The following is a 25,292-nucleotide window of genomic DNA, read 5'->3' as shown; positions in this document are numbered from 1 at the left end:
CGCCGCCATACGGCCTTCGGCCGCCAGGGAACCTTTCCGCCCCGCCCGTCCGTATCAGGAGGGCGGGGCGATGCCTCGCCGCCCCATCTCCTCGGGAGGGACCTCCATGGAGCCGCAGTCCGGCCTGCCGCGCTGTTACCGCCACCCGGACGTCGAGACAGGCATCCGCTGCACCCGCTGCGACAAGCCGATCTGCCCGCAGTGCATGGTCTCCGCCTCCGTCGGCTTCCAGTGCCCCGACTGTGTACGGAACGGTTCGGGCACGGGCCACGCGCCCGACGCCAACCAGCCGCGCACGCTCGCCGGCGGCCGGATGGCGTCCGACGGGCGCTTCGTCACCAAGATCCTCATCGCGATCAACCTCGCCCTGTTCATCGCCGTGCAGGTGGCGGGCGACCGGGTCGTGGAGGAGCTGTCGCTGATCGGCTACGCCTACAGCCCGCCGCTCGGCGAGCTGGTGGGGGTCGCGGACGGCGAGTGGTACCGGCTGCTGACCTCCGCCTTCCTCCATCAGGAGATCCCGCACTTCGTCTTCAACATGCTGGGCCTGTGGGTCATCGGCGGGATCGTGGAGCCGGAGCTCGGCCGGATCCGCTACGCCACGCTCTGTCTGCTCTCCGGACTCTCCGGCTCCGCGCTCGCCTATCTGCTGTCCGCGGCGAACCAGCCCTCGCTGGGCGCCTCGGGCGTCGTGTTCGGCCTGATCGGCGCCTGGGCGGTGCTCACCCGCCGGCAGCGGTACGACATGCGGCCGGTGATCCTCTTCGTGGGCCTGTCGCTGCTGCTGACCTTCACCCGCCCCGGCATCTCCTGGGAGGCGCACATCGGCGGCCTCGTCGGCGGCGCCCTGGTGACCTACGGTCTGCTGCACGCGCCCCGGGCCCGGCGGAACGTGATCCAGTACACGGCCTGTGGACTGGTGCTCCTGATCGACCTGGGGATGGTCCTCGCCCGCTCGGCCGCGCTCACCTGAGCGACGAGGGCTGTGGACGAGCTTCTCGGAAAGCTTTCCCCAGAGTTATCCACAGCGCGTGGTGGATCTTGCGCATCCGGTGGAGAACGACTGCGCCCCTCACCCCTGAGCTGGGCTTTTCCAGCGGGGGTGAGGGGCGGGGTGCTCTCCAGGCGGAGGCGCAGCAGTCACACCGGTGTCAACCTGCCTGGAGTTATCCACAGATCTTCGTAAGTTATCCAGTGCTGTGCACAACGCTGTGGATAAGTTCAGGGCAAGGCTTGACGAGTCTGACGCGGAGAAGCTACTTCCACTGCGTGGAGACGCCGAACCCCGCCGCGATGAAGCCGAAGCCCACCACGATGTTCCAGTTGTTGATGGACTTCACCGGCAGCGTGCCGTCGGTGACGTAGAAGACGACGATCCACACCAGCCCGATCGCGAACAGCGCCAGCATCACGGGAGCCACCCAGCTGCGGTTGGTCAGCTTGATGTTGGTGGCCTGCTTGGCGGGCGGGGGCGTGAAGTCGGCCTTCTTGCGGATACGTGACTTCGGCACGAGGGACTCTCCTGTCGATGCGCTGCGTGACCGCGCAGGGAACTGTGGCTGGCGCCGGGGCGGGACGGCTGGGTGACGTAGGAGGACCACTGCGTCCCCCGGGCGTCCGTTAGCGTAGTGGTTCCGCGGCACCGAAGGGGATCAGGGTACGTTGAGCAATTCCGCCGACTCTTCCCCCGGGCCGGGCCGACCCACCAGGTGGCGCCCCGTCCGGGTGCTGACCGCTGCCGTCTTCGCCCTCGCCGGACTGATCTTCGTGACCAGTTTCAACACCGCGAAGGGCACCAACATCCGGACGGACGCCTCCCTGCTGAGGCTCTCCGACCTGATCGAGGAGCGCAGCCACAAGAACGCCGGCCTGGACGAGTCCACCGCAGCCCTGCGCGGACAGGTCGACGCCCTCGCCGCCCGCGACGACGGCTCCACCAGCGCCGAGGACGCGAAGCTGCGCGCCCTGGAGGCGGCCGCCGGGACCACCGAGACATCCGGGCCCGGCCTGACCGTCACCCTCAACGACGCCCCGCCGAACGCCCAGGCCGCCCCCGGCTACCCCGAACCGCAGGCCAACGACCTCGTCATCCACCAGCAGGACCTCCAGGCCGTCGTGAACGCCCTGTGGAAGGGCGGGGCCCAGGGCATCAAGGTCATGGACCAGCGGCTCATCTCCACCAGCGCCGTGCGCTGCGTGGGCAACACCCTGATCCTCCAGGGCCGCGTCTACTCACCCCCGTACAAGATCACCGCCGTGGGTGACCGGGCGAAGCTGAGCAAGGCCCTCGCCGACTCGCCCGCCGTCCAGAACTACCAGCTGTACGTGCAGGCGTACGGGCTCGGCTGGAAAGTGGACGAGCACAGGGCGGTGACTCTTCCCGGCTACTCCGGCACAGTGGATCTCCACTACGCGAAGCCTGTGAGCTGACTGCGGGGAGGCCCGGCCGGTGGCGGTGCGACTGATCGTCAGAACGTTCAGCGAACTGTGCATCACCGCCGGGACCCTGATCGTCCTCTTCGTCGTGTACGTGATGTTCTGGACGGGCGTCCAGGCCGAGAGCGCCACGGCCGGCCAGATCGACTCCCTCGAACAGGAGTGGGTCGAGCAGCCCGTCCCCGACACCACGGCGGCCACACCGCCCCCCAAGGCCTACACGCCCGGCCGGGGCATCGCCGTCATGTACATCCCCCGACTCGGCGGGACATGGGAGTGGCCCGTCCTGGAGGGCACCTCCGCGACCATCCTGAAGAAGGGCCTCGGCCACTACGCCGCCACCGCCCGCCTCGGCGAGACCGGCAACTTCTCCGTGGCAGGCCACCGGCGCACCTACGGAGATCCGTTCAAGGACTTCCCCCGGCTGCGCCCGGGTGACGCGGTCGTCCTCACCGACGGCACGACCTGGTACACGTATCGCATCAAGACGAAGCCGTACCGGACCGTCCCCACCGACATCGGCGTGATCGACCCCGTACCGCGGCCCCTGAAGAAGAACGCCGCCGCCTTCGACGGACCGGGCCGCTATCTCACCCTCACCACCTGCGAGCCCGAGTGGGGCAGCAGCCACCGGCTGATCGCCTGGGCGCACCTGGACGCCACCCAGCCTGTGACGCAGGGCAAGCCACCGGCTTTGACCGGCTGACCCCTGACAGCCCCGATGCCCCGTACTCTGGTGCCCGTAACGAACGGAAGGGGCAGTGGACGTCATGTACGGCTGGATCTGGCGGCATCTGCCGGGCAACGCGTGGGTCAGGGCGATCATCTCGCTCGTCCTCGTCCTCGGGGTCGTCTACGCCCTCTTCCAGTACGTCTTCCCCTGGGCGGAGCCGCTGCTTCCGTTCAACGATGTGACGGTGGACCGATAGTGAGCGCGCGGATTCTCGTCGTCGACAACTACGACAGCTTCGTCTTCAACCTCGTTCAGTACCTCTACCAGCTCGGCGCCGAGTGCGAGGTGCTGCGCAACGACGAGGTCGAACTGAGCCACGCGCAGGACGGTTTCGACGGCGTCCTGCTCTCGCCCGGACCCGGCGCGCCCGAACAGGCCGGTGTCTGCATCGACATGGTGCGCCACTGCGCCACGACCGGCGTGCCCGTGTTCGGCGTCTGCCTGGGGATGCAGTCGATGGCGGTGGCGTACGGCGGTGTCGTCGACCGCGCCCCCGAACTGCTGCACGGCAAGACCTCGCTCGTCACGCACGAGGGCAAGGGCGTCTTCGCGGGCCTTCCCTCGCCGTTCACCGCGACGCGCTACCACTCGCTGGCCGCCGAGCCCGCCGCGCTCCCGGCCGAACTGGAGGTCACGGCGCGGACGGACGACGGCATCATCATGGGGCTGCGCCACCGTGATCTGGCCGTCGAGGGCGTGCAGTTCCACCCCGAGTCGGTGCTCACCGAGCACGGCCACCTGATGCTCGCCAACTGGCTGGAGCAGTGCGGCGACAAGGGGGCGGTGGGCCGGTCGGCGGGGCTCGCGCCGGTGGTGGGCAAGGCCGTCGCGTGACGGCGGGGTCGCCGTGGTTCCGGGCGACGAACCTGCCGGAACCGGAGGACGAGCCGATACCTGTACAGGCGGGGTACGAGGAAACGGCGTACGAGGCCGCGTACGAGCCTGCGTACGGGTACGAGGCGCCGGCGTACGAGACGACGGCGTACGAGCCCCTACCGGAGCCTGAGCCGCCCTTGCAGGCGCATGACCAGACGTACGGCGACACGTACGACGAACCGCGCGACGCACCGCACGACGAGACGATGGCGCTGCGCACCGTGGAGCCGTCTCCCGCGCCCGTTCCCGGCCCCGGCAGGGCCGAGCGCCGCCGCGCCGCCAAAGGCAGGGGCAAGGGGCGCCGTGGCGCGCCCGAGCCGGCCGCCGAGACGCCCGCCGCCCCGCTCTCGCGCGTCGAGGCCCGTCGCGCTGCCCGGGCCCGTAAGGAGAGCGTCGGAGTCGTCGCCAGCCGCGTGGTGGGCGAGCTGTTCATCACCTTCGGCGTGGTCATGCTGCTCTTCGTCACGTACCAGCTGTGGTGGACGAACGTACGGGCCGGACAGCAGACGAACCAGGCCAAGGAGCAGATCGAGGACGCCTGGGCCAAGGGGCGGGCACCGGGCGCCTTCGAGCCGGGGCAGGGCTTCGCCATCATGTACATCCCCAAGCTGGACGTGGTCGTCCCGGTCGCCGAGGGCATCAGCAAGCCCAAGGTCCTGGACCGGGGCATGGTGGGCCACTACTCCGAGGGCACCCTGAAGACGGCCATGCCCTCCGACAAGCAGGGCAACTTCGCCGTGGCAGGGCACCGCAACACGCACGGCGAACCCTTCCGCTACATCAACCAGCTGGAGCCCGGCGACCCGATCGTCGTCGAGACCCAGGACGCGTACTACACGTACGAGATGGCGAGCATCCTGCCCCAGACCGCGCCGTCGAACGTGTCGGTCATCGAGCCGGTGCCGAGGCAGTCCGGCTTCAAGGAGCCGGGCCGGTACATCACGCTGACCACCTGCACGCCCGAGTTCACTAGTACGTACCGCATGATCGTGTGGGGCAAGATGGTCGAGGAACGCCCGCGCAGCAAGGGAAAGCCGGACGCGCTCGTAGGCTGAGACCCCACGAACCCACACCTCAGGACGGGACGACGCAGTGGCACGTGCGCGCAACCGGATCGCCGGAGTCATCAGTCTCTTCGGTGAACTCCTCATCACCGCGGGCCTGGTGCTCGGACTCTTCGTCGTCTACTCGCTGTGGTGGACCAACGTCCTCGCCGACCGCGCCGCCGACAAGGACGGCGACCAGGTCCGCGACCACTGGGCGGACAGCCCCGGGGCCCTGGACACCAAGGACGGCATCGGCTTCCTGCACGTCCCGGCCATGGGCGGCGACGAGATACTCGTCAAGAAGGGCACGGACACCGACACCCTCAACAACGGTGTCGCCGGCTACTACCTCGACCCGGTCAAGTCGGCCCTCCCGCAGGACAAGCAGGGCAACTTCACGCTGGCCGCGCACCGGGACGGGCACGGGGCGAAGTTCCACAACATCCACAAGTTGAAGAACGGCGACTCGATCGTCTTCGAGTCCAAGGACACCTGGTTCGTCTACAAGGTCTACAAGAGCCTGCCGGAGACGACGAAGTACAACGTGGACGTCCTCCAGCCGGTCCCGAAGGCGTCGGGGAAGACGAAGCCGGGCCGCTACATCACGCTGACGACCTGCACGCCGATGTACACGTCGGACTACCGGTACATCGTGTGGGGCGAGCTGGAGCGCACGGAGAAGGTGGACGCGGCGCGGACGCCGCCGGCGGAGCTGCGATAACGGCACCCCACCGGACCTCGTATGCGAGGAGCCCCGGCATCCTCCTGGATGCCGGGGCTCCTCGTGTCACGCGCGGGTGCGGCTAGTCGAAGAACCCGCCGCCGTTGCCGCCGTTTCCGCCCGTCGTGAAGACGGTGACCGTCTGACCGGTGGTGACGGGGCTTCCCTCAGGCGGGTTGGTGCCGATGACCATGGCGTCGTTCTTGTCCGAGCCCTGCTGCTGCACGCTCAGACCCAGGGCCTCGAGCTGCTGCTTCACTTCCTCGAACTTCTTGCCCGTGAGGCCCGTCGGGATCGCCGTCTGCGTCTGCTGCGGGCCCTTGGAGACCTTCAGCGTGATCTGGACGTCCTTGGGCTGGTCCGTGTTGCCGTTCGGGTTCATGCCGACGACCGTGTTCAGGGGCTGCTCCGAGTCCACGTCCTGGCGGGCGACGTTCTCGAAGCCGAGCAGCTTGAGGTCCTGGACGGCCTGGTCGTAGCTGCGGCCCGTGACGTCCGGAAGCTGTGACTTCTCCTTCTTCGCCACCGTGATCGTGACCTCGGAGTTCTGCTCCGCCTTGGAACCGCCCGTCGGGTTCTGCTTCAGGACCCGGCCGGCCTCCTCGTCGGACTCCTCGTAGTCGATCTTGACCTTGAAGCCCTTGTCCTTGAGCGCCGACTCAGCACTCTCCTGGGACTTCTCGGTGACGTCCGGAACCTCGACCTGCGGCGCGCCCTCGGAGATCACGACCGAGATCGTCGCGCCGACGTCCATCTTGGCCACGCCGTCGGACACGGGCGTCTGGCTGCAGATCTTGCCCTTGGGCTGGTCGCAGCGCTCGGCACCGGACTGGGCGACCTTCACCTGGGCGTTCTTCGCCAGGCCCTCGGCCTCCTGCAGCGTGTGGCCGACCAGCTGCGGCACGGACACCTGGTCCGTGCCCTTCTTGCCGTCGAAGATCGATTGGCCGATCAGGATCGCGCCCACCAGCACCAGGATGCCCGCCAGCACCAGCAGGATCGTCGAGGTGTTCGACTTCTTCTGGCGGCGGCGGTCCGGGCGGTCGTCGTAGCCGTAGCCGTCGTCCGGGTTCATCGGCGGAAGCATCGACGTCTGGCCGGCCGGGTCGGCCTGGCGCAGAGCCGTCGTCGGCTGGTCGTCCGGCGCGTAGCCGCCGTAACCGTTGCCGTAGCCGCCGCCGTATCCCGCCGCACCCATCGCCGCGGCCGCAGCGACCGGCTGCCCGTCGAGGCAGGCCTCGATGTCGGCACGCATCTCGTCCGCGGACTGGTAGCGGTAGTCGGGGTCCTTGACCAGCGCCTTCAGGACGATGGCGTCCATCGACGGCGTGATCTCGGGGTCGAAGTTGCTCGGCGGCTGCGGCTCCTCCCGCACGTGCTGGTACGCGACCGCGACCGGGGAGTCGCCCACGAAGGGCGGCCGGACGGTCAGCAGCTCGTACAGCAGACAGCCGGTCGAGTACAGGTCGGACCGGGCGTCGACCTGCTCGCCCTTGGCCTGCTCCGGGGAGAGGTACTGCGCCGTGCCGATGACCGCCGCGGTCTGCGTCATGGTCATGCCCGCGTCGCCCATGGCGCGCGCGATGCCGAAGTCCATGACCTTGACCTGACCGGTCCGCGTCAGCATGACGTTCGCCGGCTTGATGTCACGGTGCACGATGCCGGCGCGGTGCGAGTACTCCAGCGCCTGGAGGATGCCGACCGTCATCTCGAGCGTGCGCTCGGGCAGCAGCTTGCGCCCGGAGTGCAGCAGCTCACGCAGGGTCGAGCCGTCGACGTACTCCATCACGATGTACGGGATGGAGACCCCGTCGACGTAGTCCTCGCCGGTGTCGTAGACCGCGACGATCGCCGGGTGGTTGAGCGAGGCGGCCGACTGGGCCTCACGGCGGAACCGGGCCTGGAAGGACGGGTCGCGGGCGAGGTCGGCCCGCAGCGTCTTCACGGCGACGGTGCGGCCGAGCCGGGTGTCGTGGGCGAGGTAGACCTCCGCCATGCCACCACGGCCGAGCACCGAGCCCAGCTCGTACCGGCCGCCGAGGCGACGCGGCTCTTCCATAACTGATCCAGCCCTCTCCGTCTGTCCCGACCGCACCCGTGTGTGGTCCGGCGGTGTGCTGTTCGCGCATACGCTACCGGCCACGGGAAGGGGTTCCGCCCGCGACCGGCACCTGATACCTGACCGGTACCTGGCCGGTACTGGCCGGTGCCCGGCCGCCCGGTCAGCTCCTGCTCTTCAGTACCGCCTTCATCACAGCCTTGGCGATCGGGGCGGCGAGACCGCCACCGCTGATGTCCTCACGGTCCGTGCCCGCGGAGTCCTCGACGATCACGGCGACCGCGACCGGGGAGCCCTGGTCGGTCTTGGCGTAGGAGATGAACCACGCGTAGGGGCGCTTGGCGTTCTTCTCGCCGTGCTGGGCCGTACCCGTCTTGCCGCCGACCTTCACGCCCTCCATGTTCAGATCGGCCTTGGTGCCGGTGCCCTTCGAGACGACGTTCTCCATCATCTGCTGGAGCTTCTGCGCGGTCTCCTGCGAGACCGGGCGGCTCATCTCCTCCGGCTCGTTCCGCTTGATCACGTCGAGGTTCGGCGCCTCGAGCTTGTCGATCATGTACGGCTTCATCAGCTTGCCGTCATTGGCGATCGCGGCCGTGACCATGGCCATCTGGAGCGGGGTGGTCGCCGTGTTGAACTGGCCGATGGAGGACAGCGCGTTGCCGCCGCGGTCCATCTTCTTGTCGTAGACGGAGGCGGCCGAGCGGACCGGCGTGAACTGCTCCGCGTTGAAGCCGAACTTCTCCGCCATCTCGACCATCTTGTCGCGGCCGACATCGTCGCCGAGCTTGGCGAAGACGGAGTTGCAGGAGATCTCCAGCGCCTTGTTCAGGCTGGCGTTCTCGCACCCACTGGCGTGGTTGACCATGTTCCGCGTGGAGAGCGGGATCTTGTACGGCTCGGGGGTGTCCGTCGGCGCTTCGACGTCGGTGACCTTGCCGTTCTCCAGCGCCGCCGCCGCCGTGACGACCTTGAACACGGAGCCGGGCGGGTAGATCTCACGGATCGCCCGGTTGAGCTTCGGCTTGTTCTTGTCCTTCTCCAGCGCGACCCACGCCTTCTCGTCCTTCGACGAGTAGCCGGCGAAGGAGGAGGGGTCGTACGAGGGCGTGGACGCCATCGCCAGGATCTTGCCGGTCTTCGGCTCGATGGCCACGACCGCGCCGGTCTTGTCACCGAGACCCTCGAAAGCGGCCTTCTGGGCGGCGCCGCTCAGCGTCGTGACGACGTTGCCGCCCTTCTTCTTGTCGCCCGTGAACATCGACAGGGTGCGGTCGAAGAAGAGCCGGTCGTCGTTGCCGGTGAGGATGCCGTCCTCGATCTTCTCGATCTGGTTGGCGTCGTACGCCTGCGAGGCATAACCGGTGACCGGGGCCCACATGGGGCCGTCGGTGTAGGTGCGCTTGAAGCGGTAGTACGGGTCCTGGGAGTCGACCGAGCCGGTGATCGGCTTGCCGTCCACGATGATGTTGCCGCGCTCGTTCGCGTACCGCTCGATCGTGACGCGCCTGTTCTTCGGGTGGGCGTTCAGCTCGTCGGCGCGGACGTACTGGATCCAGTTGTCCCGGAGCAGCAGAGCGAGGACCAGCAGGCCGCAGAAGATCGCGACCCGGCGCAGGGGCTTGTTCACGGACGGACCACCTGGGTCATCTCGGCGTCGGGGGACGGGGCAGGGGCGGGCGCCGGGCGGCGCGCGGTGTCACTGATCCGGATCAGGATGCCGATCAGAGCCCAGTTGGCGATCACGGAGGAACCGCCGTACGCGAGGAACGGCATGGTCATACCGGTCAGCGGGATCAGGCCCATCACACCGCCGGCGACGACGAAGATCTGCAGCGCGAACGCGCCCGACAGGCCCATCGCGAGCAGCTTGCCGAACGGGTCGCGCGCGGCGAGGGCGGTGCGGACACCGCGCTCGATGATCAGGCCGTACAGGAGAAGGAAGACCATGACGCCGGCCAGGCCGAGCTCCTCGCCGACGGTGGCGAAGATGAAGTCGGAGTTGGCGGCGAAGCCGATCAGGTCGGAGTTGCCCTGGCCCAGGCCGGTGCCGAGGATGCCGCCGGAGCCGAAGGACATCAGCACCTGGGTCATCTGGTCGCAGGCGGCGGCCATGTTGGACCCCTCGGGAGCCGTCTTCAGGCACTCGAACGGGTCGAGCCAGGCGGCCACACGGGACTGGACGTGGGTGGCGGTGGAACCGACCACGACAGCACCGGCGGTGGACATCAGCAGACCCATGACGACCCAGCTGGTTCGCTCCGTCGCCACGTACAGCATGATCACGAACATGCCGAAGAACAGCAGCGACGTACCGAGGTCGTTCTCGAAGACCAGGATGAGAAGGCTGACGGCCCAGATCGTCAGGATCGGGCCGAGGTCACGGCCACGCGGCAGATAGAGGCCCATGAAGCGGCGGCTGGCCAGCGCCAGCGCGTCGCGTTTCACCATCAGATAGCCGGAGAAGAAGACCGCGAGGACCAGCTTGGCGAACTCACCGGGCTGAATGGAGAAACCGGCGACGCTGATCCAGATCTTGGCGCCGAAGACGTCGGCGCCGAGGCCCGGCACCAGCGGCAGCAGCAGCAGGACGAGCGCCGCCACCATCGAGATGTACGTGTAGCGCTGGAGGACCCGATGGTCCTTCAGGATCAGCAGCACGCCCACGAACATCGCGACGGCGATCGCCGAGTACAGCATCTGGCTGGGCGCGTCCGGGGTGAACGTCTTGTACCGGTTGATGATGCGCGGCGACTGGTCCAGGCGCCAGATCAGCACCAGGCCCATGCCGTTCAGCAGGGTCGCAAGCGGCAGCAGCAGCGGGTCCGCGTACGGGGCGAACTTGCGCACCACGAGGTGCGCGACGCCGGCGAGCAGGCCGAGGCCGAGGCCGTAGCCCGCCATCCCCGCGGGCACCTTGCCGTTGATCGCCAGACCGACGTTGAGGTACGCGAAGACGGGGATGGCGACGGCGAACGCGAGCAACGCCAGCTCGGTGTTCCGGCGGCTCGGCGCCTCGATCGCGCCGATCGTGGTCGTGTTGGTGACAACGCTCATGGTGGTGAAAGGCCCCCTACGGGTGCTTACTGCTTGCCGCAGTTCGAGGCCAGCTTCTGCTCGTCCTCCGTGAGGGTGGGGCCCGGGGAGGGAGCGGCTGTGGTGGGCTTGGAGTCGGGGGTGGAACCGTCGGCGGGCGGCTTGCTCGCCTGGTCCGCGGCCTTGTCGGCGGCCTCACGGCGCTGCTCGGCCTTCTTGCAGGCCGTGGCCTGCGCGGAAAGCTCCGCGATCTTCGTCTGCGCCTTGCCGAGGCTGCCGCCGGCGATCGTGTCCTCGACCTGCTTGCGCTGGTACGGCGGCAGGTACTTGAGTTCGATCTCGGGGTGGTCCTTCTCGACCTCCGAGAGCGAGACCCAGGCCAGGTCCTGACTGATGCCCCGGTACAGCGCCACGTGCTCGTCGTTGGAGCCGACGTAGTACTGCGTCTGCGTCCAGCGGTAGCCGCCGTACGCACCGCCGCCGAGCACCGCGAGCGCCAGGATCAGGAAGAAGCTGCGCTTCAGCCACTTCCGGCCGGTGCGCGGCTTGTCGTACTTGTCGAAGTCTCCATCGCTGTACGCGCCGAAGGAACCCTGCGGCGGCATCCCGCCGTAGCCGTGGTCGTCGCCGCTGCCGGGCGGACCGAAGCCGCCCGCCGGGGGCTGCTGGTGCGGCGCGGTGCGGCCCAGCCCGGAGGCCCGGCCGGCCGGCGTCTGCATCGCCCCGCCGTCGGAGGGCTGCACCTGGTTCTCGGCGACCGCGCCGACGATCACCGGGGTGTCGCTCAGCTGTCCCGCGAGGGTGTCGCCGCCGTCGACGTCGAGGACGTCGGCGACGATCACCGTGATGTTGTCGGGGCCGCCGCCGCGCAGCGCGAGCTGGATCAGCTCCTGCACGGTCTCCTGCGGGCCCTGGTAGCTGGCGAGGGTGTCCTCCATCGTCTGGTGCGAGACGACTCCGGACAGCCCGTCGGAACAGATCAGATAGCGGTCGCCCGCCCGGACCTCACGGATCGACAGATCAGGCTCGACATGGTCACCGCTGCCCAGCGCGCGCATCAGCAGCGAACGCTGCGGATGGGTCGTGGCCTCTTCCTCGGTGATCCGGCCCTCGTCGACGAGCCGCTGCACCCAGGTGTGGTCCTGCGTGATCTGCGTCAGCACACCGTCGCGCAGCAGGTACGCCCGCGAGTCGCCGACGTGCACCAGGCCGAGGCGCTGGCCCGTCCACAGCAGGGCGGTGAGCGTGGTGCCCATGCCCTCCAGCTGGGGGTCCTCCTCGACCATCATCCGCAGCTGGTCGTTCGCGCGCTGCACCGCGGCACCGAGCGAGGTGAGGATGTCCGAGCTGGGGACGTCGTCGTCGAGCGTGACCAGGGTGGAGATCACCTCGGAGGAGGCGACCTCACCGGCGGCCTGGCCGCCCATGCCGTCGGCGATGGCGAGCAGCCGGGGACCGGCGTAGCCGGAGTCCTCGTTGCCCTCGCGGATCATGCCCTTGTGCGACCCGGCGGCGAAGCGCAGTGACAGGCTCATGCGCACCTGCCCTGTCGACGCCGCCTCGGGGTACAGCCGGTCTCGAGCCACACTGCCCACCCTCCGGTCGGGAGCCCGTGCCGGGACGCGGCCGGGACCTGACGGTCCGCCGCGCGGCCCGTCGTGGGGACCGCCTCGGCCCGCTCGCTCCGCTCGCACTCATACATGACGTAGCACTACTTCCGCAGCTCGATGACGGTCTTGCCGATGCGGATCGGCGCGCCCAGCGGAATCGGCGTGGCAGTGGTGAGGCGGGTCCGGTCGAGATACGTGCCGTTGGTGGACCCGAGATCCTCGACGATCCACTGGCCGTCCCGGTCCGGGTAGATCCTGGCATGGCGGCTGGAGGCGTAGTCGTCGTCCAGCACGATCGTCGAGTCGTGGGCCCGGCCCAGCGTGATGGTCTGCCCCTGCAGGGCGACCGTCGTGCCGGTGAGGGTGCCCTCGGAGACGACCAGCTTGGTCGGGGCGCCGCGGCGCTGCCGCCCACCGCCCGCGTTCTGCTGTCCGCGCTGCTGAGGCGGCGCTGCGGCCGCCTGGCGTGCGTTCTGCTGCGGACGGGCGTCCTGGCGGCGCGAACCGCGCTGCGTGACACGCGTGCCGAACAGGTCGCTGCGGATGACCTGGACGGCCACGATCACGAACAGCCACAGAACGGCCAGGAAACCCAGCCGCATGACCGTCAGGGTCAGCTCTGACATTGCCCCCGCTTCACCCTTCGGCTTGCCGGTAAACGATGGTGGTGCTGCCCACGACGATCCGCGAGCCGTCGCGGAGCGTAGCGCGGGTGGTGTGCTGCCCGTCCACCACGATGCCGTTGGTGGATCCGAGATCCTGGATCGTCGAGGGCGTTCCGGTCCGGATCTCGCAGTGCCGGCGGGAGACGCCGGGATCGTCGATCCTCACGTCCGCGTCGGTGCTGCGGCCAAGGACCAGGGTCGGGCGTGAGATCTGATGGCGGGTGCCGTTGATCTCGATCCACCGGCGCACCTGGGCGCCGGAGGCAGGCATGGGGCCGGGGCCACCGGCCGTGGGACGGCCGGCGACGGGCGCCGGGCCGGGCCGCCCGGCACCGGCCACGCCCGGCGGCGGGGCCGCGGGCATCGGCGGAGCACCGGCCGGAGGGTAGCCGTAACCGCCCGGTGCGCGGCCCGGCTGGGGGCCGGCGGCCGGAGCCTGATGCGGCGAAGCGTGCTGTGACGAACTCGACGCGAGAGTGCGGCTGCGCACCCGGTACAGACCGGTGTCGAGGTCGTCGGCCTTCTCCAGGTGGACCTTGATGGGGCCCATGAAGGTGTAGCGCTGCTGCTTGGCGTAGTCCCTGACCAGGCCGGCGAGCTCGTCGCCGAGCTGGCCCGAGTACGGGCTGAGGCGCTCGTAGTCCGGCGCGCTCAGCTCCACGATGAAGTCGTTGGGGACGACGGTCCGCTCGCGGTTCCAGATCGTTGCGTTGTTGTCGCACTCGCGCTGGAGAGCACCCGCGATCTCGACGGGTTGGACCTCGGACTTGAAGACCTTGGCGAAGGTGCCGTTGACCAGACCTTCGAGCCGCTGTTCGAAACGCTTCAGGACTCCCATGGGGCACCTCCTCCGTCGTTGTCGTCCTGGTACTGCTTACTGATCGTATCCACGCGTCGGGAAATCGGCTGGTTCCCCTTCTCTGCCCTGTGGACGAGTGTCACCTCTCACAGACCTTCCCCATGGATCGTAGAGGCGGCCTGTGGACAGTGTCCCGCACCCGAGGAGCGAGCAGGAGGAGTGGGGCAGGACGGCGGGGGTGGTCCGTCCCGTTCCTCCCGTTACCCGGCTGGTTCTCGTTCACGCCGAGTGTCCCTCCCCTCTCTGTGTCTTCGTACACGCTCCTCGTGACTCCGCCCGGATCCCTCCGCACATCTCGCCCCACATCTCGTCGCACATCTCGCCGCACATCTCCCCGTACGTCGGTCCGTCCGGCTCTCCGTCTGTCCTTGTTCGCTCGGGGAGGGGGTCAAACAACGGATGTGAATCCACGGTCTGCGACGTGCTAATCTTCAGATGTCGCCAGGCGCTCGCACCGAAAGGTGAGGGAGCCCGGAGCACACCCAATGCGCGGGTGGCGGAATAGGCAGACGCGCTGGATTCAGGTTCCAGTGCCCGCAAGGGCGTGGGGGTTCAACTCCCCCCTCGCGCACCAGACGGAAGCCCCGTAGGTCATCGACCTACGGGGCTTCCGCGTTGTACGGCGGGTTGTCGTGTGAGGAGTTGCCGCGCCGTGCGACGTGTGAGGTGTGTCGTGTGGCCCGTGGGGTGTTGCCCGGCTCACACGTGAGACGTTCGTCGCGGTGGGGCGAGACGAAAGAGAGCCGCGGGCCGGGCCGGGCGCTGCCTAGGGTGCGAGCGTGGACGCGACTTCGAAGATCAGGGCCGGGATCGGCGCCGGATGGAAATGGTTCGCGGCGCCCGGCATGTGGTCGCGGCGCAGGACCGCCGGCGAGGTGGTGCTCGCCGTCGTCATGGCGCTGCTGGCCGCCGGCACCGAGGAACTGCTCGGCGGCGAAGGGTGGCGGCTCGCCCTGGTGGCGCCGGCCGCCGCCGTGCTGTCGCTGCTGCGCCGCCGACTGCCCTCGACCGTGCTCATCGTCACCGGCGGCCTCGCCCCCCTCGTCCCCGGCTTCCTGGTGCTGCTGATACTCGTCGGCTGGTCCGCCGGCCGGTACATCGCCGGCGCCGGGCGGGCGCTGATCGCGTTCACCGTCGCGTACGTACTGAACATCACGACGAGCGTGCTCGAGATCTGGGACCTGCAGCGGTCCCTCACCGTCGTGTTCATGTCGACGCTGTACTACCTGGCGACGACGCTGGCACCCGGCCTCGCCAACCGGTACTGGACCCAGCGCAGGACCCTCCTGCACGCCCTGCAGGAGCGCAACGCCCAACTGGTACGAGAACGCGTGATGGTGGCCTCGGCGGCCCGGCTGCGCGAGCGCCAGCGCATCGCCCAGGACATGCACGACAGCCTCGGGCACCAACTGGCGCTGATCTCCGTGCACACCGGAGCCCTGGAGGTCGACCGGGAGCTGACCGACCGGCAGCGCGAGGCGGTCGGGGTCCTGCGCAACGCGTCGGTGACCGCGATGCACGAGCTGCGCGAGGTCGTCGGCATCCTGCGCGACGGCGTCGAGGCACCGGTCGAGGTGCCCACCACACCCGCACGGGCCGGCGACGAATCGGGACGGGCGGCGCGGGGGACCGCCGGTATCGACGGACTCGTCGAGGCGGCGCGGGCCGCGGGGAACCGGGTGGAGCTCCGGCGGCGCGGGGAGTACCAGCCCCTGCCGCCGGCCGCCGACCACGCCGCGTACAGGATCGTCCAGGAGGCGCTCACCAACGCCTACAAGTACGCGCCGGGTGCGCCGATCGATGTCGAGGTGCGGTACGAACCCGACTCCCTCGTCGTCGAGATCGCCAACGAGGCGGTCGCGATCCCGCCCCAGGACGTGGTGAGCGGCGGGCAGGGGCTGACCGGGCTGTACGAGCGGGCCCGGCTCGTCGGCGGCATGGTCCACGCCGGCCCCGCCGACGGCGGCGGGTTCCGGGTGGCAGGCGTACTCCCGTACGGGGTGGTGGAAGCAGCGCCTTTGGTCGATGTGGCCGACGACTTCCGGCAGCAGTCGACGAGACCCCTGGTGGGCGACCTTGGTCCGGTCACGGTCGGACCGGCCGACTGGACGTTCACGGAACGGGAGCTGGCGATGGCGGTGCGCGGGGGCAGGAGCACGGGCGGCGGGATCGCGCTGGGATGCGGGATCGCCTTCGCGGCGCTGGTGCTGCTGTTGGTTGCGGGGGGCTTCGGCATCTACTTCCTGATGGGGTCGATGCGGGAGGGGATGATCGACCCCGTCGAGTACGAACGGGTCAAGGTCGGCTCCGCCGAGCAGGAGGTCCGCGACCAACTGCCCTCCGGCGACACGATCGCCACCACCGGGCTGCACGGCAAGGGGCCCAAGGAGCCCGAGGGTTCGAAGTGCCTGGTCCTCATGTCCTCGGAGGTCGGCAGCGACATGGAGACCGAGCCGGTTTTCCGGTTCTGCTTCAAGGACGGCAAGCTGATCGAGAAGAAGTCGTACGAGGTCAAGCGCTAGCGCTGGCCCGCCCGAATCGGTAGCCGTTGAGGAGTAGCAGTGGCAGGGCAGCGCATCAGGGTCGTGATCGCCGATGACGAGCCGCTGATCAGAGCCGGGATCCGGATGATCCTCACCTCGGACCAGGACATCGAGGTGGTGGCCGAGGCCGCGAATGGCCGGGAGGCGGTCGAGCAGGCGCGGGCGCACGCCGCCGACGTCGTGCTCCTCGACATCCAGATGCCGGTCCTCGACGGGCTCTCCGCGCTGCCCGAGCTGCGCCGGGCGGCGCCCGCGACGAAGGTGATCGTCCTCACCACCTTCGGCGAACGGGAGAACGTCCTGCGGGCCCTGGAACACGGGGGCGCGGGGTTCCTGCTCAAGGACACGGCGCCGGCCGAGCTGATCCGGGCGGTACGGGCCGCGGCGGCGGGAGACGCCTATCTCTCGCCGGCCGCCACCCGGCATGTGGTGGAGCAGCTGGCCTCGGGGCGGGAAGTCGCGCGCGCCGAGCGGGCGAGGGGGCGGGTGGCGGCGCTGAGCGAGAAGGAACGCGAGGTGCTCGCGCTGCTCGGGGAGGGGCTCTCCAACGCGGACGCGGGGCGACGCCTGCACATGAGCGAGGCCACCGTGAAGACGTACGTCAGTCGGATCCTGGCCAAGCTGGGGTGCGAGAACCGGGTGCAGGCGGCGCTGCTGGCGCGCGACGCCGGGCTCTAGCGGCCCGTCGCGGGGGTGTGGGGGCCGTCGGGGAAACCGGCGGTGCCGGCCGCGTTGTAGGGGAGCAGGTACTCGCCCTCTGGCTCCTCGCCGGAGTCGCCGTCATGGCCTTCGCGGGCGCGGCCGAAGCCCGCTGACGGCCCGCCGTCGAACCCTCAGCGCCCTCCGCGGCGGCGGCCGAGGCCTACGAGGAGATGGACGAGGCCGTCGGGGGCTGAGCATCCGGAAATCCCTTGTCCACAGGCCGTTGTCCACAGGGGAAGACGGGCCACCGAGCTCAGCTGTACCTTCATGCCCAGTTGATGTTGGACAGCGTCACACGAAGGCGGGGGAGGACGTCCCATGAGTGACATCGGGGCAGTGGTACCGGGACAGCGAGGCACGGACGGCGGACGGGTCCCGCACGTGCCCGGGTTCGCACAGCGGGCAGCCGCAGGGGCGACGGACACCCCCAAGCAACAGGGAAAATCCCTGCGCGAACGCGTCCCGCGCTCCACCCACAGCACGCTGGCACTCACCGCCGACCGGCCCGACGCCGTCCGCGCCGTCGAGGAGTCGAGCCGTGACCGCGTGCCGGAACTCGCCCCGATACGCGTCGGCAGAATGGCCGCCAGCCCCTTCGCGTTCCTGCGCGGCTCCGCCGGACTCATGGCCCACGACCTCGTCGGCTCACCCGTCACCGGCGTCGCCGCCCAGATATGCGGCGACGCGCACGCCGCCAACTTCGGCCTCTACGGCGACGCCCGCGGCCGCCTTGTCATCGACCTCAACGACTTCGACGAGACCGTCGTCGGCCCCTGGGAATGGGACCTCAAGCGACTCGCCACCTCCCTGGTGCTCGCAGGACGGGAAGCGGGAGCGAGCGAGGACACCTGTCGCGCCGCCGCCTTCGACACCGTAGGCGCCTACCGCCGCACGATGCGACTGCTCGCCAGACTCCCCGCCCTCGACGCCTGGAACGCCATCGCCGACGAAGAACTCGTCTCCCACACCGACGCCCGCGACCTGCTCGGCACCCTCGAACGCGTCTCGGAGAAAGCCAGGAACAACACCAGCGCCCGGTTCGCCGCCAAATCAACTGAGTCCGTCACCGACGCCGAGGGCATAGGCAGGCGCTTCGTGGACGCACCGCCGGTCCTGCGCCGCGTCCCCGACCAGGAAGCGGCGGCGGTCGCCGCCTCCCTCGGCGACTACCTGGCCACCGTGTCCGAGGACCGGCTGCCGCTCCTCGCCCGGTACGCCGTCCACGACGTCGCCTTCCGCGTCGTCGGAACCGGCAGCGTCGGCACCCGCTCGTACGTCGTGCTCCTCCTCGACCACCGCGGCGAGCCCCTCGTCCTCCAGGTGAAGGAGGCACGGCCCTCGGCCCTGCTCCCCCACCTTCCGGCCGTCGGCTTCACCGTCCCGGACCCGGGGCACGAGGGACGGCGCGTGGTCCTGGGACAGAAGCGGATGCAGGTCGTCAGCGACATCCTGCTCGGCTGGACCACGGTGCAGGGGCGCCCCTTCCAGGTGCGCCAGTTCCGCAACCGCAAGGGCAGCGTCGACCCGGCCGCCCTCACACCGGACCAGGTCGACGACTACGGCCGCATGACCGGCGCCCTGCTGGCACGCGCGCACGCCCACAGCGCCGACCCGCGCCTGATAGCCGGCTACTGCGGCAAGAACGAGGAGCTCGACGAGGCGATCGCGGCCTTCGCCGTCGCCTACGCCGACCGCACCACGGCGGACCACACCGACCTGGTCGCGGCGGTCAACAACGGCCGGATAGCGGCCGAGCTCGGAGTGTGACGGCCGAGGCCTGCCCGACACGGGGCGGCCACCGGCCACGGGGGGACGGGGTGGGGGAGGGAGGGGGGAGGGCCCCCGGGGATCGTAGGCTGGTGGGGTGACGGACCGGAGCGAGGACGTGGGCGTGGACCAGGACGTGGACCAGGGCGCGGGCGCGGGTGACGAGGCCGGTGCGGAGCGGCCCGAGGCGCGGCTGGAGAAGGCCGTGCGGGTGGCCGAGCAGGCGCTGATCGAGTTCGAGATCGCGGTGGAGACGTTCCGGGTCGAGGTGGACAACTTCTCCCGGCTGCACCACCAGAAGCTCGGCCCGATGTACGCCCGGCTCGATGAGCTGGACGCACAGATCGCCGAGGCGCGGGCGGCCAAGAGCGGGGATCCGGAGGATCTGCGGCGGGCGCAGGAGGCGCGGGCGGTCGTGATGCCGATGCCCGGCGTCGAGGAGCTCTTCCACGACTGGATCGACTCCGACGGGCTGTCCCCCGAGGCCGCCGCGATGCTGACCGAGCAGCCGGTGCAGCCCCCCAAGCGGGTCCGGCCCAGCGAGGAGGCCCGCAAGCTGTACCGCGAGCTGGCCCGGCAGGCCCACCCGGATCTGGCGCGCGACGAGGACGAGCGCAAGCGGCGCGACGCGTTCATCACGCGGGTGAACGCCGCGTACGCGCGGGGTGACGTCACGCTGCTGCGTGAGCTGTCCGCGGAGTGGGCCGCTGGTCCCGTGCCGGAGGAGGAGCGGCTGAGCGAGAGCGAGGAGCTGTACGCGCGCCTCGAGTGGCTGTCGCAGCGCAAGGAGCTGCTGACGCTGGTGGCGCGGGAGCTGGAGGAGAGCGCGATCGGCGCGATGCTGCGGATGGCGCCCGACGACCCGGATCATCTCCTTGAGGAGATCGCCGAGCAGCTTCTCGCGCAGGTCTCCGAGCGTGAGGCGGAGCTGGCCACGCTGGTGCAGTAGGTTTTTCTGAGACCTCGGTTCTGATGAGAGAAGGCCTGTCCCATGAATTTCGCCCCGCTGCCCTCGGTGGACGCGGCTTCCGTGCCGGCCGATGCCCTGGTGCTGGATGTCCGGGAGGACGACGAGTGGGCGGCCGGTCATGTCGTGGACGCGTTGCATGTGCCGATGAGTGATTTCGTGGCGCGTTTCGGTGAGGTGACCGAGGCGGTGGCCGAGGGGCGTCGCGCGTATGTGATGTGCCGGGTGGGTGGTCGTTCGGCGCAGGTCACGCAGTATCTGGTGCAGCAGGGCATCGACGCGGTGAACGTCGACGGCGGGATGCTCGCCTGGGACGGTGCCGGGCGGCCGGTCGTGGCGAACGACGGCAGCCCGGGCTTCGTCCTGTAGTCGGGCTGAGCCCGCGGGCTCAGCCGAGGGGGTGGGCGGCCAGCAGGTCGCCGAGGGCTTCCTCGTGGGCGGCGGCGGGGCCGAGGGCGAGTTCGAGCTGTTTGGCCCAGGCGTGGTAGCGGTGCAGGGGGTAGTCGGTGTCGGCGCCGAAGCCGCCGTGGAGGTGCTGGGCGGTCTGTACGACGCGGCGGACGCCTTCCGATGCCCAGATTTTGGCGACGGCGATGTCCGCGGCGGGGGGTAGTGGTCCGCCGGCTCCGGTGCTGATGCGCCAGGCGGCCTGCCAGAGGGTGACTTCCATGGCGCGCAGGTCGATGTAGCGGTCGGCGGCCTGGACGGCGACGGCCTGGAAGGTGGCCACGGGGTGGCCGAACTGTTCCCGTTTGCCGGTGTACTGGCTTGTCATGGTGAGGACGTTCTCGCCGAGGCCGAGGGCGAGGGCGCAGGTTCCGGTGGCGAGGACGCCGCGCAGCCATTCCCAGGCGCCGTCGGTGTCGATGACGTCGCGGTGGTCGAGGCGTACGGAGTCGAGGTGGAGTTCGGCGAGGAGTTCGCCGCTCGTGGAGTACTGCTCGGCCAGGGTGAGGCCGTGGTGGGTGCGGGGGAGCAGGGCGAGGACGGTGCGTCCGTCGGTGGTGTGGGCGGGGACGGCGATGCGGTCGGCGCCGTGGGCCCAGGGGACGGCGCTCTGGAGGCCGTCGAGGATCCAGTCGGTGCCATCGCGGTGGGCGGTGACGGCGAGTTCGGCGGGGTCGTGGCCGGTGCGCCCGTTGGAGGCGGCGGTGAGGACGAGTTCGCCGCGGCCGACGCGGGGGAGGAGGTCGGCTGCCGTGTCGTCGGTGGCGTAGCGCTGGATGGTCATGGCGACCGCGCTGGTCTCCAGGAGTGGTACGCGGGCGAGGACGCGGGCGGATTCGCGCAGGACGAGGCAGAGGGCGATGGTGTCGAGGCCGGCGCCGCCGTGTTCGGGGGCGAGGACGAGGCTGAGCAGGTCGGCCGTGGCGAGGCGGGACCAGAGGGGTCGGTCGAAGTCGTCGGCGACGGCGTGGGGGGTGAGCGCGGGGCTCGGTACGCCGTCGGGTGTGACGCCGGAGAAGACCGCTTTGGCTGCCTCGACGGCCGCCTGCTGTTCCTCGGTGAAGGTGAAGTCCACGGCCATGCCCTCCCGTTGCCGATCTGACGGATCGTCAAGATAGAACAGGTTCTAGGGGAAGGGAATGGCCGCGGGGCTGTCAGCGGTCGAAGTCGAGCTCCACTTCCGGGGTGGCCGGGTGGGACTGGCAGGCCAGGACGTATCCGGCCTCGGTCTCTTCCGGTTCCAGGGCGAAGTTCCGGTTCATCCGTACCTCGCCGTCGACCAGGAAGGCGCGGCAGGTGCCGCACACGCCGCCCTTGCAGGCGTAGGGGGCGTCGGCGCGGGCGCGGAGGACGGTGTCGAGGAGCGTCTCGCCTTCCTGGACGGGCCAGTTGCCGGAGCGGCCGTGCAGGGTCGCGGTCAGGGTGGCGTGGACGGGGGCGCCGGCGCGGGGTGCCGGGGCGGGCGCGGAGCCGTCGTCGACGTGGAAGATCTCTTGGTGGATCCGGGTGCGTTCGACGCCGAGTCCGCGCAGGGCGCGTTCGGCGCTCTGCACGAGGCCGAAGGGGCCGCACAGGAACCAGCCGTCGATGTCGGCGACCGGCAGGAGCGCGGGGAGCAGGCCGGCGAGCCGTTCCTGGTCGAGGCGTCCGGACGGGAGGCCCGCCTGCTGCTCCTCGCGGGAGAGCACGGTGATGAGCTGGAAGCGGTCGGGGTAGCGGTCCTTGAGGTCGGCGACGTCGTCGAGGAACATCGTGGAGGACGCGGTGCGGTCGCTCCGTACGAGGCAGAACCGGGCGTCGGGTTCCTGGGCGAGGAGGGTCGCCGCCATCGACAGGACCGGTGTGATGCCGCTGCCGCCGACGACGGCGGCGAAGTGTCCGGGGCGGGGGGTGAGGGTGAAGCGGCCCATCGGTTCCATGACGTCGACGGTGTCGCCGACGGCCAGTTCCTTGAGGGCGTACGTGGAGAACTCGCCGCCGTCGACCAGCCGGATGCCGACGCGCAGGACGGGGTCCTGGCCCGCGGGGGCGGCCGCGGCGCAGATCGAGTAGGTGCGGCGGATCTCGTCGCCGCTCTGTGCGGTGCGGCGCAGGGCGAGGTGCTGGCCCGGGGTGTGGCGGTAGGCCTCGCGCAGCTCGGGCGGGACGGCGAAGGTGACGGCCACCGAGTCGTCCGTGAGCTGCTCGACCTCGCTCACCCGGAGCGGGTGGAACCCGGCCCGTCCGGCGTTTGAGGACAGCATCTACAACTCCTTGAAGTGGTCGAACGGTTCGCGGCAGGCCGTGCAGCGGCGCAGCGCCTTGCATGCGGTGGAGGAGAACCGGCTGAGCAGTTCGGTGTCGGTGGAGCCGCAGTTCGGGCAGCGGATCGCCAGGGTGAGGGGGACGGGTCCACCGGCGGGGCCTTGGGGGCGGGGCGGGGCGATGCCGAACTCGGCGAGCTTGCGCCGCCCTTCGTCGCTGATGTCGTCCGTCGACCAAGCGGGTGCGAGGACGGTGACGACGGTGACCTCGGGCACGCCGTGCTCGTGCAGGGCGCGCTCGATGTCGCCGGCCATCGCCTCGATGGCCGGGCAGCCGGTGTACGTGGGGGTCAGTTCGACCTCGACGCGGCCCGGGGCGAGGACCTGGACGCCGCGCAGGACGCCGAGCTCTTCGAGGGTGAGGACGGGCAGCTCCGGGTCGGGGACGGCGCCGGCGATCCGGCTCAGTTCCCGCTCCAGGTCCGTCATGGTCACCATGTCGCCCCCGGGTGGCTGCGGTGCAGGTGCTGCATCTCGGCGAGCATGCGTCCGAAGGGTTCGGTGTGCAGGCCCTGTCGGCCGGCTCCGGCGGCCCAGGCGCCGGTGCGCGGCCCGCTCGGAACGGTGAGCGTGGCCTTTTCGAGGACGGCGGTGACGGATTCGAGCCAGGCGCTCTGCAGGGCTTCGTGGTCCACGTCGAGGCCGTCGACGGGCTGGAACAGCTCGCCGGTGTAGCGCCAGAGCGCGTCGCAGGCCCGCTGCATCCGGTCGTGGCTCTCGGGGGTGCCGTCGCCGAGGCGCAGGGTCCAGTGCTCGGCGTGGTCCTGGTGGTAGGCGACTTCCTTGACGGCCTTCGCGGCGAGTCCGGTCAGCGGTCCGTCTGCGGTGGCCAGCTGCCCGTAGAGGAGGTGCTGGTAGGTGGAGAAGTAGAGCTGGCGGGCGATGGTGTGGGCGAAGTCGCCGTTGGGCTGCTCGACGAGCTGGGTGTTGCGGAAGGCCCGTTCCTCGCGGAGGTAGGCGAGTTCGTCCTCGTCGCCGACGAGGGAGAGCAGGACGCGTGCCTGTCCGAGCAGGTCGAGCGCGATGTTGGCGAGGGCGACCTCCTCCTCCAGGACGGGGGCGTTGCCGGCCCACTCCCCCAGTCGGTGGGAGAGGACGAGGGCGTCGTCTCCGAGGGCGAGGGCGGCGGCCGCGGTCGCGGTGGTCTGCGCGGTCACAGGTGCTTCACTCCCTCGGGGATCTCGTAGAAGGTCGGGTGGCGGTAGGGCTTGTCCGCCGAGGGCTCGAAGAAGGGGTCCTTCTCGTCGGGCGAGGAGGCGGTGATCGCGGCGGAGGGGACCACCCAGATCGAGACGCCTTCGTTGCGACGGGTGTACAGGTCGCGGGCGTTGCGCAGGGCCATCTCGGCGTCCGGCGCGTGGAGGCTGCCCGCGTGGGTGTGGGACAGTCCGCGGCGCGAGCGCACGAACACCTCCCACAGGGGCCATCCGTCGGTGGTCATGCCTGTGCCTCCCCGTGCTTCTGCTGCTGTGCGTGCTTGTCGGCGTATGCCGCGGCGGCTTCCCTGACCCAGGCGCCGTCCTCGTGGGCCTGGCGCCGTCGGCTGAGCCGCTGCTCGTTGCAGGGGCCGTTGCCCTTGAGGACGTCCCAGAACTCGGTCCAGTCGATGGGCCCGAAGTCGTAGTGCCCGCGCTCCTCGTTCCACCGCAGGTCCGGGTCGGGGAGGGTGAGTCCGAGGGCTTCGGCCTGGGGGACGGCGATGTCGACGAAGCGCTGGCGCAGCTCGTCGTTGGAGTGCCGCTTGATCTTCCAGGCCATGGACTGGGCGGAGTGCGCCGACTCGTCGTCCGGGGGGCCGAACATCATCAGGGAGGGCCACCACCAGCGGTCCACCGCGTCCTGGGCCATGGCGTGCTGGGCCTCGGTGCCGCGGGAGAGGGCGAGCAGGGCTTCGTAGCCCTGGCGCTGGTGGAAGGACTCCTCCTTGCAGATGCGGACCATCGCGCGGGCGTACGGGCCGTAGGAGCAGCGGCAGAGCGGCACCTGGTTCGTGATGGCGGCGCCGTCCACGAGCCAGCCGATCGCGCCGACGTCGGCCCAGGTCAGCGTGGGGTAGTTGAAGATCGAGGAGTACTTCTGGCGGCCGGAGTGGAGCTTGTCGAGGAGCTCGTCGCGGCCGGTGCCGAGGGTCTCCGCGGCGCTGTACAGGTACAGGCCGTGGCCGGCCTCGTCCTGGACCTTGGCCATGAGGATCGCCTTGCGGCGCAGTGAGGGCGCGCGGGTGATCCAGTTGGCCTCGGGCTGCATGCCGATGATCTCGGAGTGGGCATGTTGCGCGATCTGGCGGACGAGGGACGCCCGATAGGCGTCGGGCATCCAGTCGCGTGGCTCGATGCGCTCGTCGGCGGCGACGGCGGCGTCGAACACCGCCTCGTAGGCGGCCTGGGTCGCCGCCGTGGCCGCGTCCGGCGTGGACTGTGCGTCCTGTGCGCCCGCGGTCACCGCTGTCGCTGACGTCCCTGTGGTCATCGGACCCCCTACCGACCGATCGTTCGGTTGAATGACTTCAATGGTCGGTCGAC

The 25,292-nt window shown here is 70.0% G+C and carries 25 protein-coding genes and 1 tRNA gene; 13 read left to right on the top strand and 13 right to left on the bottom strand.

Annotation, left to right across the window (positions count from 1 at the left end; genetic code table 11):
- Nucleotides 1-106: 106 nt before the first annotated feature.
- Nucleotides 107-973: a rhomboid family intramembrane serine protease gene (locus ABZ939_RS05275; protein ID WP_361849521.1), complete on the top strand. Its 867-nt coding sequence runs from the start codon at nt 107-109 to the stop codon at nt 971-973.
- A gap of 283 nt (nt 974-1,256) precedes the next feature.
- Here ABZ939_RS05275 and crgA read toward each other — a convergent pair whose 3' ends face one another.
- Nucleotides 1,257-1,511, bottom strand: coding sequence for a cell division protein CrgA (gene crgA, locus ABZ939_RS05270; RefSeq protein ID WP_329118500.1), 255 nt, complete (start codon nt 1,509-1,511; stop codon nt 1,257-1,259).
- A 151-nt stretch (nt 1,512-1,662) separates the two neighbouring features.
- Between crgA and ABZ939_RS05265 the strand changes: the two genes are divergently transcribed.
- The 6 genes from ABZ939_RS05265 to ABZ939_RS05240 are packed head-to-tail and all read left to right on the top strand — an operon-like array spanning nt 1,663 to nt 5,812.
- On the top strand, nt 1,663-2,430 hold the full coding sequence (locus ABZ939_RS05265; RefSeq protein ID WP_361849519.1) for a DUF881 domain-containing protein: 768 nt from the start codon (nt 1,663-1,665) through the stop codon (nt 2,428-2,430).
- 19 nt (nt 2,431-2,449) lie between these two features.
- Nucleotides 2,450-3,142, top strand: a complete 693-nt coding sequence (locus ABZ939_RS05260; protein ID WP_361849517.1) for a class E sortase — start codon at nt 2,450-2,452, stop codon at nt 3,140-3,142.
- Between the two features lie 55 nt (nt 3,143-3,197).
- Nucleotides 3,198-3,365 (top strand): hypothetical protein, encoded by a 168-nt coding sequence (locus tag ABZ939_RS05255; RefSeq protein WP_361850007.1) that lies wholly within the window; start codon nt 3,198-3,200, stop codon nt 3,363-3,365.
- Nucleotides 3,365-4,003, top strand: coding sequence for an aminodeoxychorismate/anthranilate synthase component II (locus ABZ939_RS05250; RefSeq protein WP_361849515.1), 639 nt, complete (start codon nt 3,365-3,367; stop codon nt 4,001-4,003). The genes ABZ939_RS05255 and ABZ939_RS05250 overlap by 1 nt, the downstream gene beginning before the upstream one ends.
- Entirely contained in the window at nt 4,000-5,100 is a 1,101-nt protein-coding gene (locus tag ABZ939_RS05245) for a class E sortase (protein WP_361849513.1), read from the top strand. The genes ABZ939_RS05250 and ABZ939_RS05245 overlap by 4 nt, the downstream gene beginning before the upstream one ends.
- Before the next feature lie 37 nt (nt 5,101-5,137).
- Complete coding sequence (locus ABZ939_RS05240; RefSeq protein WP_361849511.1) at nt 5,138-5,812, top strand: class E sortase; 675 nt, start codon at nt 5,138-5,140, stop codon at nt 5,810-5,812.
- Between the two features lie 82 nt (nt 5,813-5,894).
- Here ABZ939_RS05240 and pknB read toward each other — a convergent pair whose 3' ends face one another.
- The 6 genes from pknB to ABZ939_RS05210 form a co-directional block, all read right to left on the bottom strand.
- On the bottom strand, nt 5,895-7,871 hold the full coding sequence (gene pknB, locus ABZ939_RS05235; RefSeq protein ID WP_361849510.1) for a Stk1 family PASTA domain-containing Ser/Thr kinase: 1,977 nt from the start codon (nt 7,869-7,871) through the stop codon (nt 5,895-5,897).
- Between the two features lie 163 nt (nt 7,872-8,034).
- Nucleotides 8,035-9,501, bottom strand: coding sequence for a penicillin-binding transpeptidase domain-containing protein (locus tag ABZ939_RS05230; protein WP_361849508.1), 1,467 nt, complete (start codon nt 9,499-9,501; stop codon nt 8,035-8,037).
- Complete coding sequence (locus ABZ939_RS05225) at nt 9,498-10,928, bottom strand: FtsW/RodA/SpoVE family cell cycle protein (RefSeq protein WP_361849506.1); 1,431 nt, start codon at nt 10,926-10,928, stop codon at nt 9,498-9,500. Before ABZ939_RS05225 ends, ABZ939_RS05230 begins: the two co-directional genes overlap by 4 nt.
- A 26-nt stretch (nt 10,929-10,954) precedes the next feature.
- Nucleotides 10,955-12,442: a Stp1/IreP family PP2C-type Ser/Thr phosphatase gene (locus ABZ939_RS05220; RefSeq protein ID WP_361849504.1), complete on the bottom strand. Its 1,488-nt coding sequence runs from the start codon at nt 12,440-12,442 to the stop codon at nt 10,955-10,957.
- A 176-nt stretch (nt 12,443-12,618) separates the two neighbouring features.
- Nucleotides 12,619-13,143: an FHA domain-containing protein gene (locus ABZ939_RS05215; protein WP_361849502.1), complete on the bottom strand. Its 525-nt coding sequence runs from the start codon at nt 13,141-13,143 to the stop codon at nt 12,619-12,621.
- A gap of 10 nt (nt 13,144-13,153) precedes the next feature.
- Nucleotides 13,154-14,020, bottom strand: a complete 867-nt coding sequence (locus ABZ939_RS05210) for a DUF3662 and FHA domain-containing protein (RefSeq protein WP_361849500.1) — start codon at nt 14,018-14,020, stop codon at nt 13,154-13,156.
- A gap of 508 nt (nt 14,021-14,528) precedes the next feature.
- Here ABZ939_RS05210 and ABZ939_RS05205 point away from each other — a divergent pair.
- The 6 genes from ABZ939_RS05205 to ABZ939_RS05180 all read left to right on the top strand — a co-directional run bounded on the left by ABZ939_RS05205 (nt 14,529) and on the right by ABZ939_RS05180 (nt 20,389).
- A tRNA-Leu gene (locus ABZ939_RS05205) sits at nt 14,529-14,615 on the top strand.
- 271 nt (nt 14,616-14,886) lie between these two features.
- Nucleotides 14,887-16,563: a histidine kinase gene (locus ABZ939_RS05200; RefSeq protein WP_361849976.1), complete on the top strand. Its 1,677-nt coding sequence runs from the start codon at nt 14,887-14,889 to the stop codon at nt 16,561-16,563.
- A gap of 39 nt (nt 16,564-16,602) precedes the next feature.
- Nucleotides 16,603-17,262, top strand: a complete 660-nt coding sequence (locus ABZ939_RS05195) for a response regulator transcription factor (protein WP_361849498.1) — start codon at nt 16,603-16,605, stop codon at nt 17,260-17,262.
- A 342-nt stretch (nt 17,263-17,604) separates the two neighbouring features.
- Complete coding sequence (locus ABZ939_RS05190) at nt 17,605-19,053, top strand: DUF2252 domain-containing protein (RefSeq protein ID WP_361849496.1); 1,449 nt, start codon at nt 17,605-17,607, stop codon at nt 19,051-19,053.
- A 118-nt stretch (nt 19,054-19,171) separates the two neighbouring features.
- Complete coding sequence (locus tag ABZ939_RS05185; protein WP_361849974.1) at nt 19,172-20,002, top strand: hypothetical protein; 831 nt, start codon at nt 19,172-19,174, stop codon at nt 20,000-20,002.
- Nucleotides 20,003-20,044: 42 nt separating this feature from the next.
- Nucleotides 20,045-20,389, top strand: coding sequence for a rhodanese-like domain-containing protein (locus tag ABZ939_RS05180; protein WP_361849494.1), 345 nt, complete (start codon nt 20,045-20,047; stop codon nt 20,387-20,389).
- 19 nt (nt 20,390-20,408) lie between these two features.
- Here ABZ939_RS05180 and ABZ939_RS05175 read toward each other — a convergent pair whose 3' ends face one another.
- The 6 genes from ABZ939_RS05175 to paaA form a co-directional block, all read right to left on the bottom strand.
- Entirely contained in the window at nt 20,409-21,542 is a 1,134-nt protein-coding gene (locus tag ABZ939_RS05175; RefSeq protein ID WP_361849972.1) for an acyl-CoA dehydrogenase family protein, read from the bottom strand.
- Between the two features lie 79 nt (nt 21,543-21,621).
- Nucleotides 21,622-22,710 (bottom strand): 2Fe-2S iron-sulfur cluster-binding protein, encoded by a 1,089-nt coding sequence (locus tag ABZ939_RS05170; protein ID WP_361849492.1) that lies wholly within the window; start codon nt 22,708-22,710, stop codon nt 21,622-21,624.
- Entirely contained in the window at nt 22,711-23,208 is a 498-nt protein-coding gene (paaD, locus tag ABZ939_RS05165; RefSeq protein ID WP_361849490.1) for a 1,2-phenylacetyl-CoA epoxidase subunit PaaD, read from the bottom strand. It abuts the gene before it with no gap.
- On the bottom strand, nt 23,202-23,927 hold the full coding sequence (gene paaC / locus ABZ939_RS05160; RefSeq protein WP_361849488.1) for a 1,2-phenylacetyl-CoA epoxidase subunit PaaC: 726 nt from the start codon (nt 23,925-23,927) through the stop codon (nt 23,202-23,204). Before paaC ends, paaD begins: the two co-directional genes overlap by 7 nt.
- Nucleotides 23,924-24,211, bottom strand: coding sequence for a 1,2-phenylacetyl-CoA epoxidase subunit PaaB (gene paaB, locus ABZ939_RS05155; RefSeq protein ID WP_260228409.1), 288 nt, complete (start codon nt 24,209-24,211; stop codon nt 23,924-23,926). The genes paaC and paaB overlap by 4 nt, the downstream gene beginning before the upstream one ends.
- Complete coding sequence (gene paaA, locus ABZ939_RS05150) at nt 24,208-25,239, bottom strand: 1,2-phenylacetyl-CoA epoxidase subunit PaaA (protein ID WP_361849486.1); 1,032 nt, start codon at nt 25,237-25,239, stop codon at nt 24,208-24,210. Before paaA ends, paaB begins: the two co-directional genes overlap by 4 nt.
- Nucleotides 25,240-25,292 lie beyond the last annotated feature (53 nt).

This window comes from Streptomyces sp. NPDC046712 (assembly GCF_040645695.1).
GTDB lineage: Bacteria > Actinomycetota > Actinomycetes > Streptomycetales > Streptomycetaceae > Streptomyces.
Note: the sequence above shows the minus strand (reverse complement) of the source record. Positions and strands in the feature narration are given on the sequence as shown.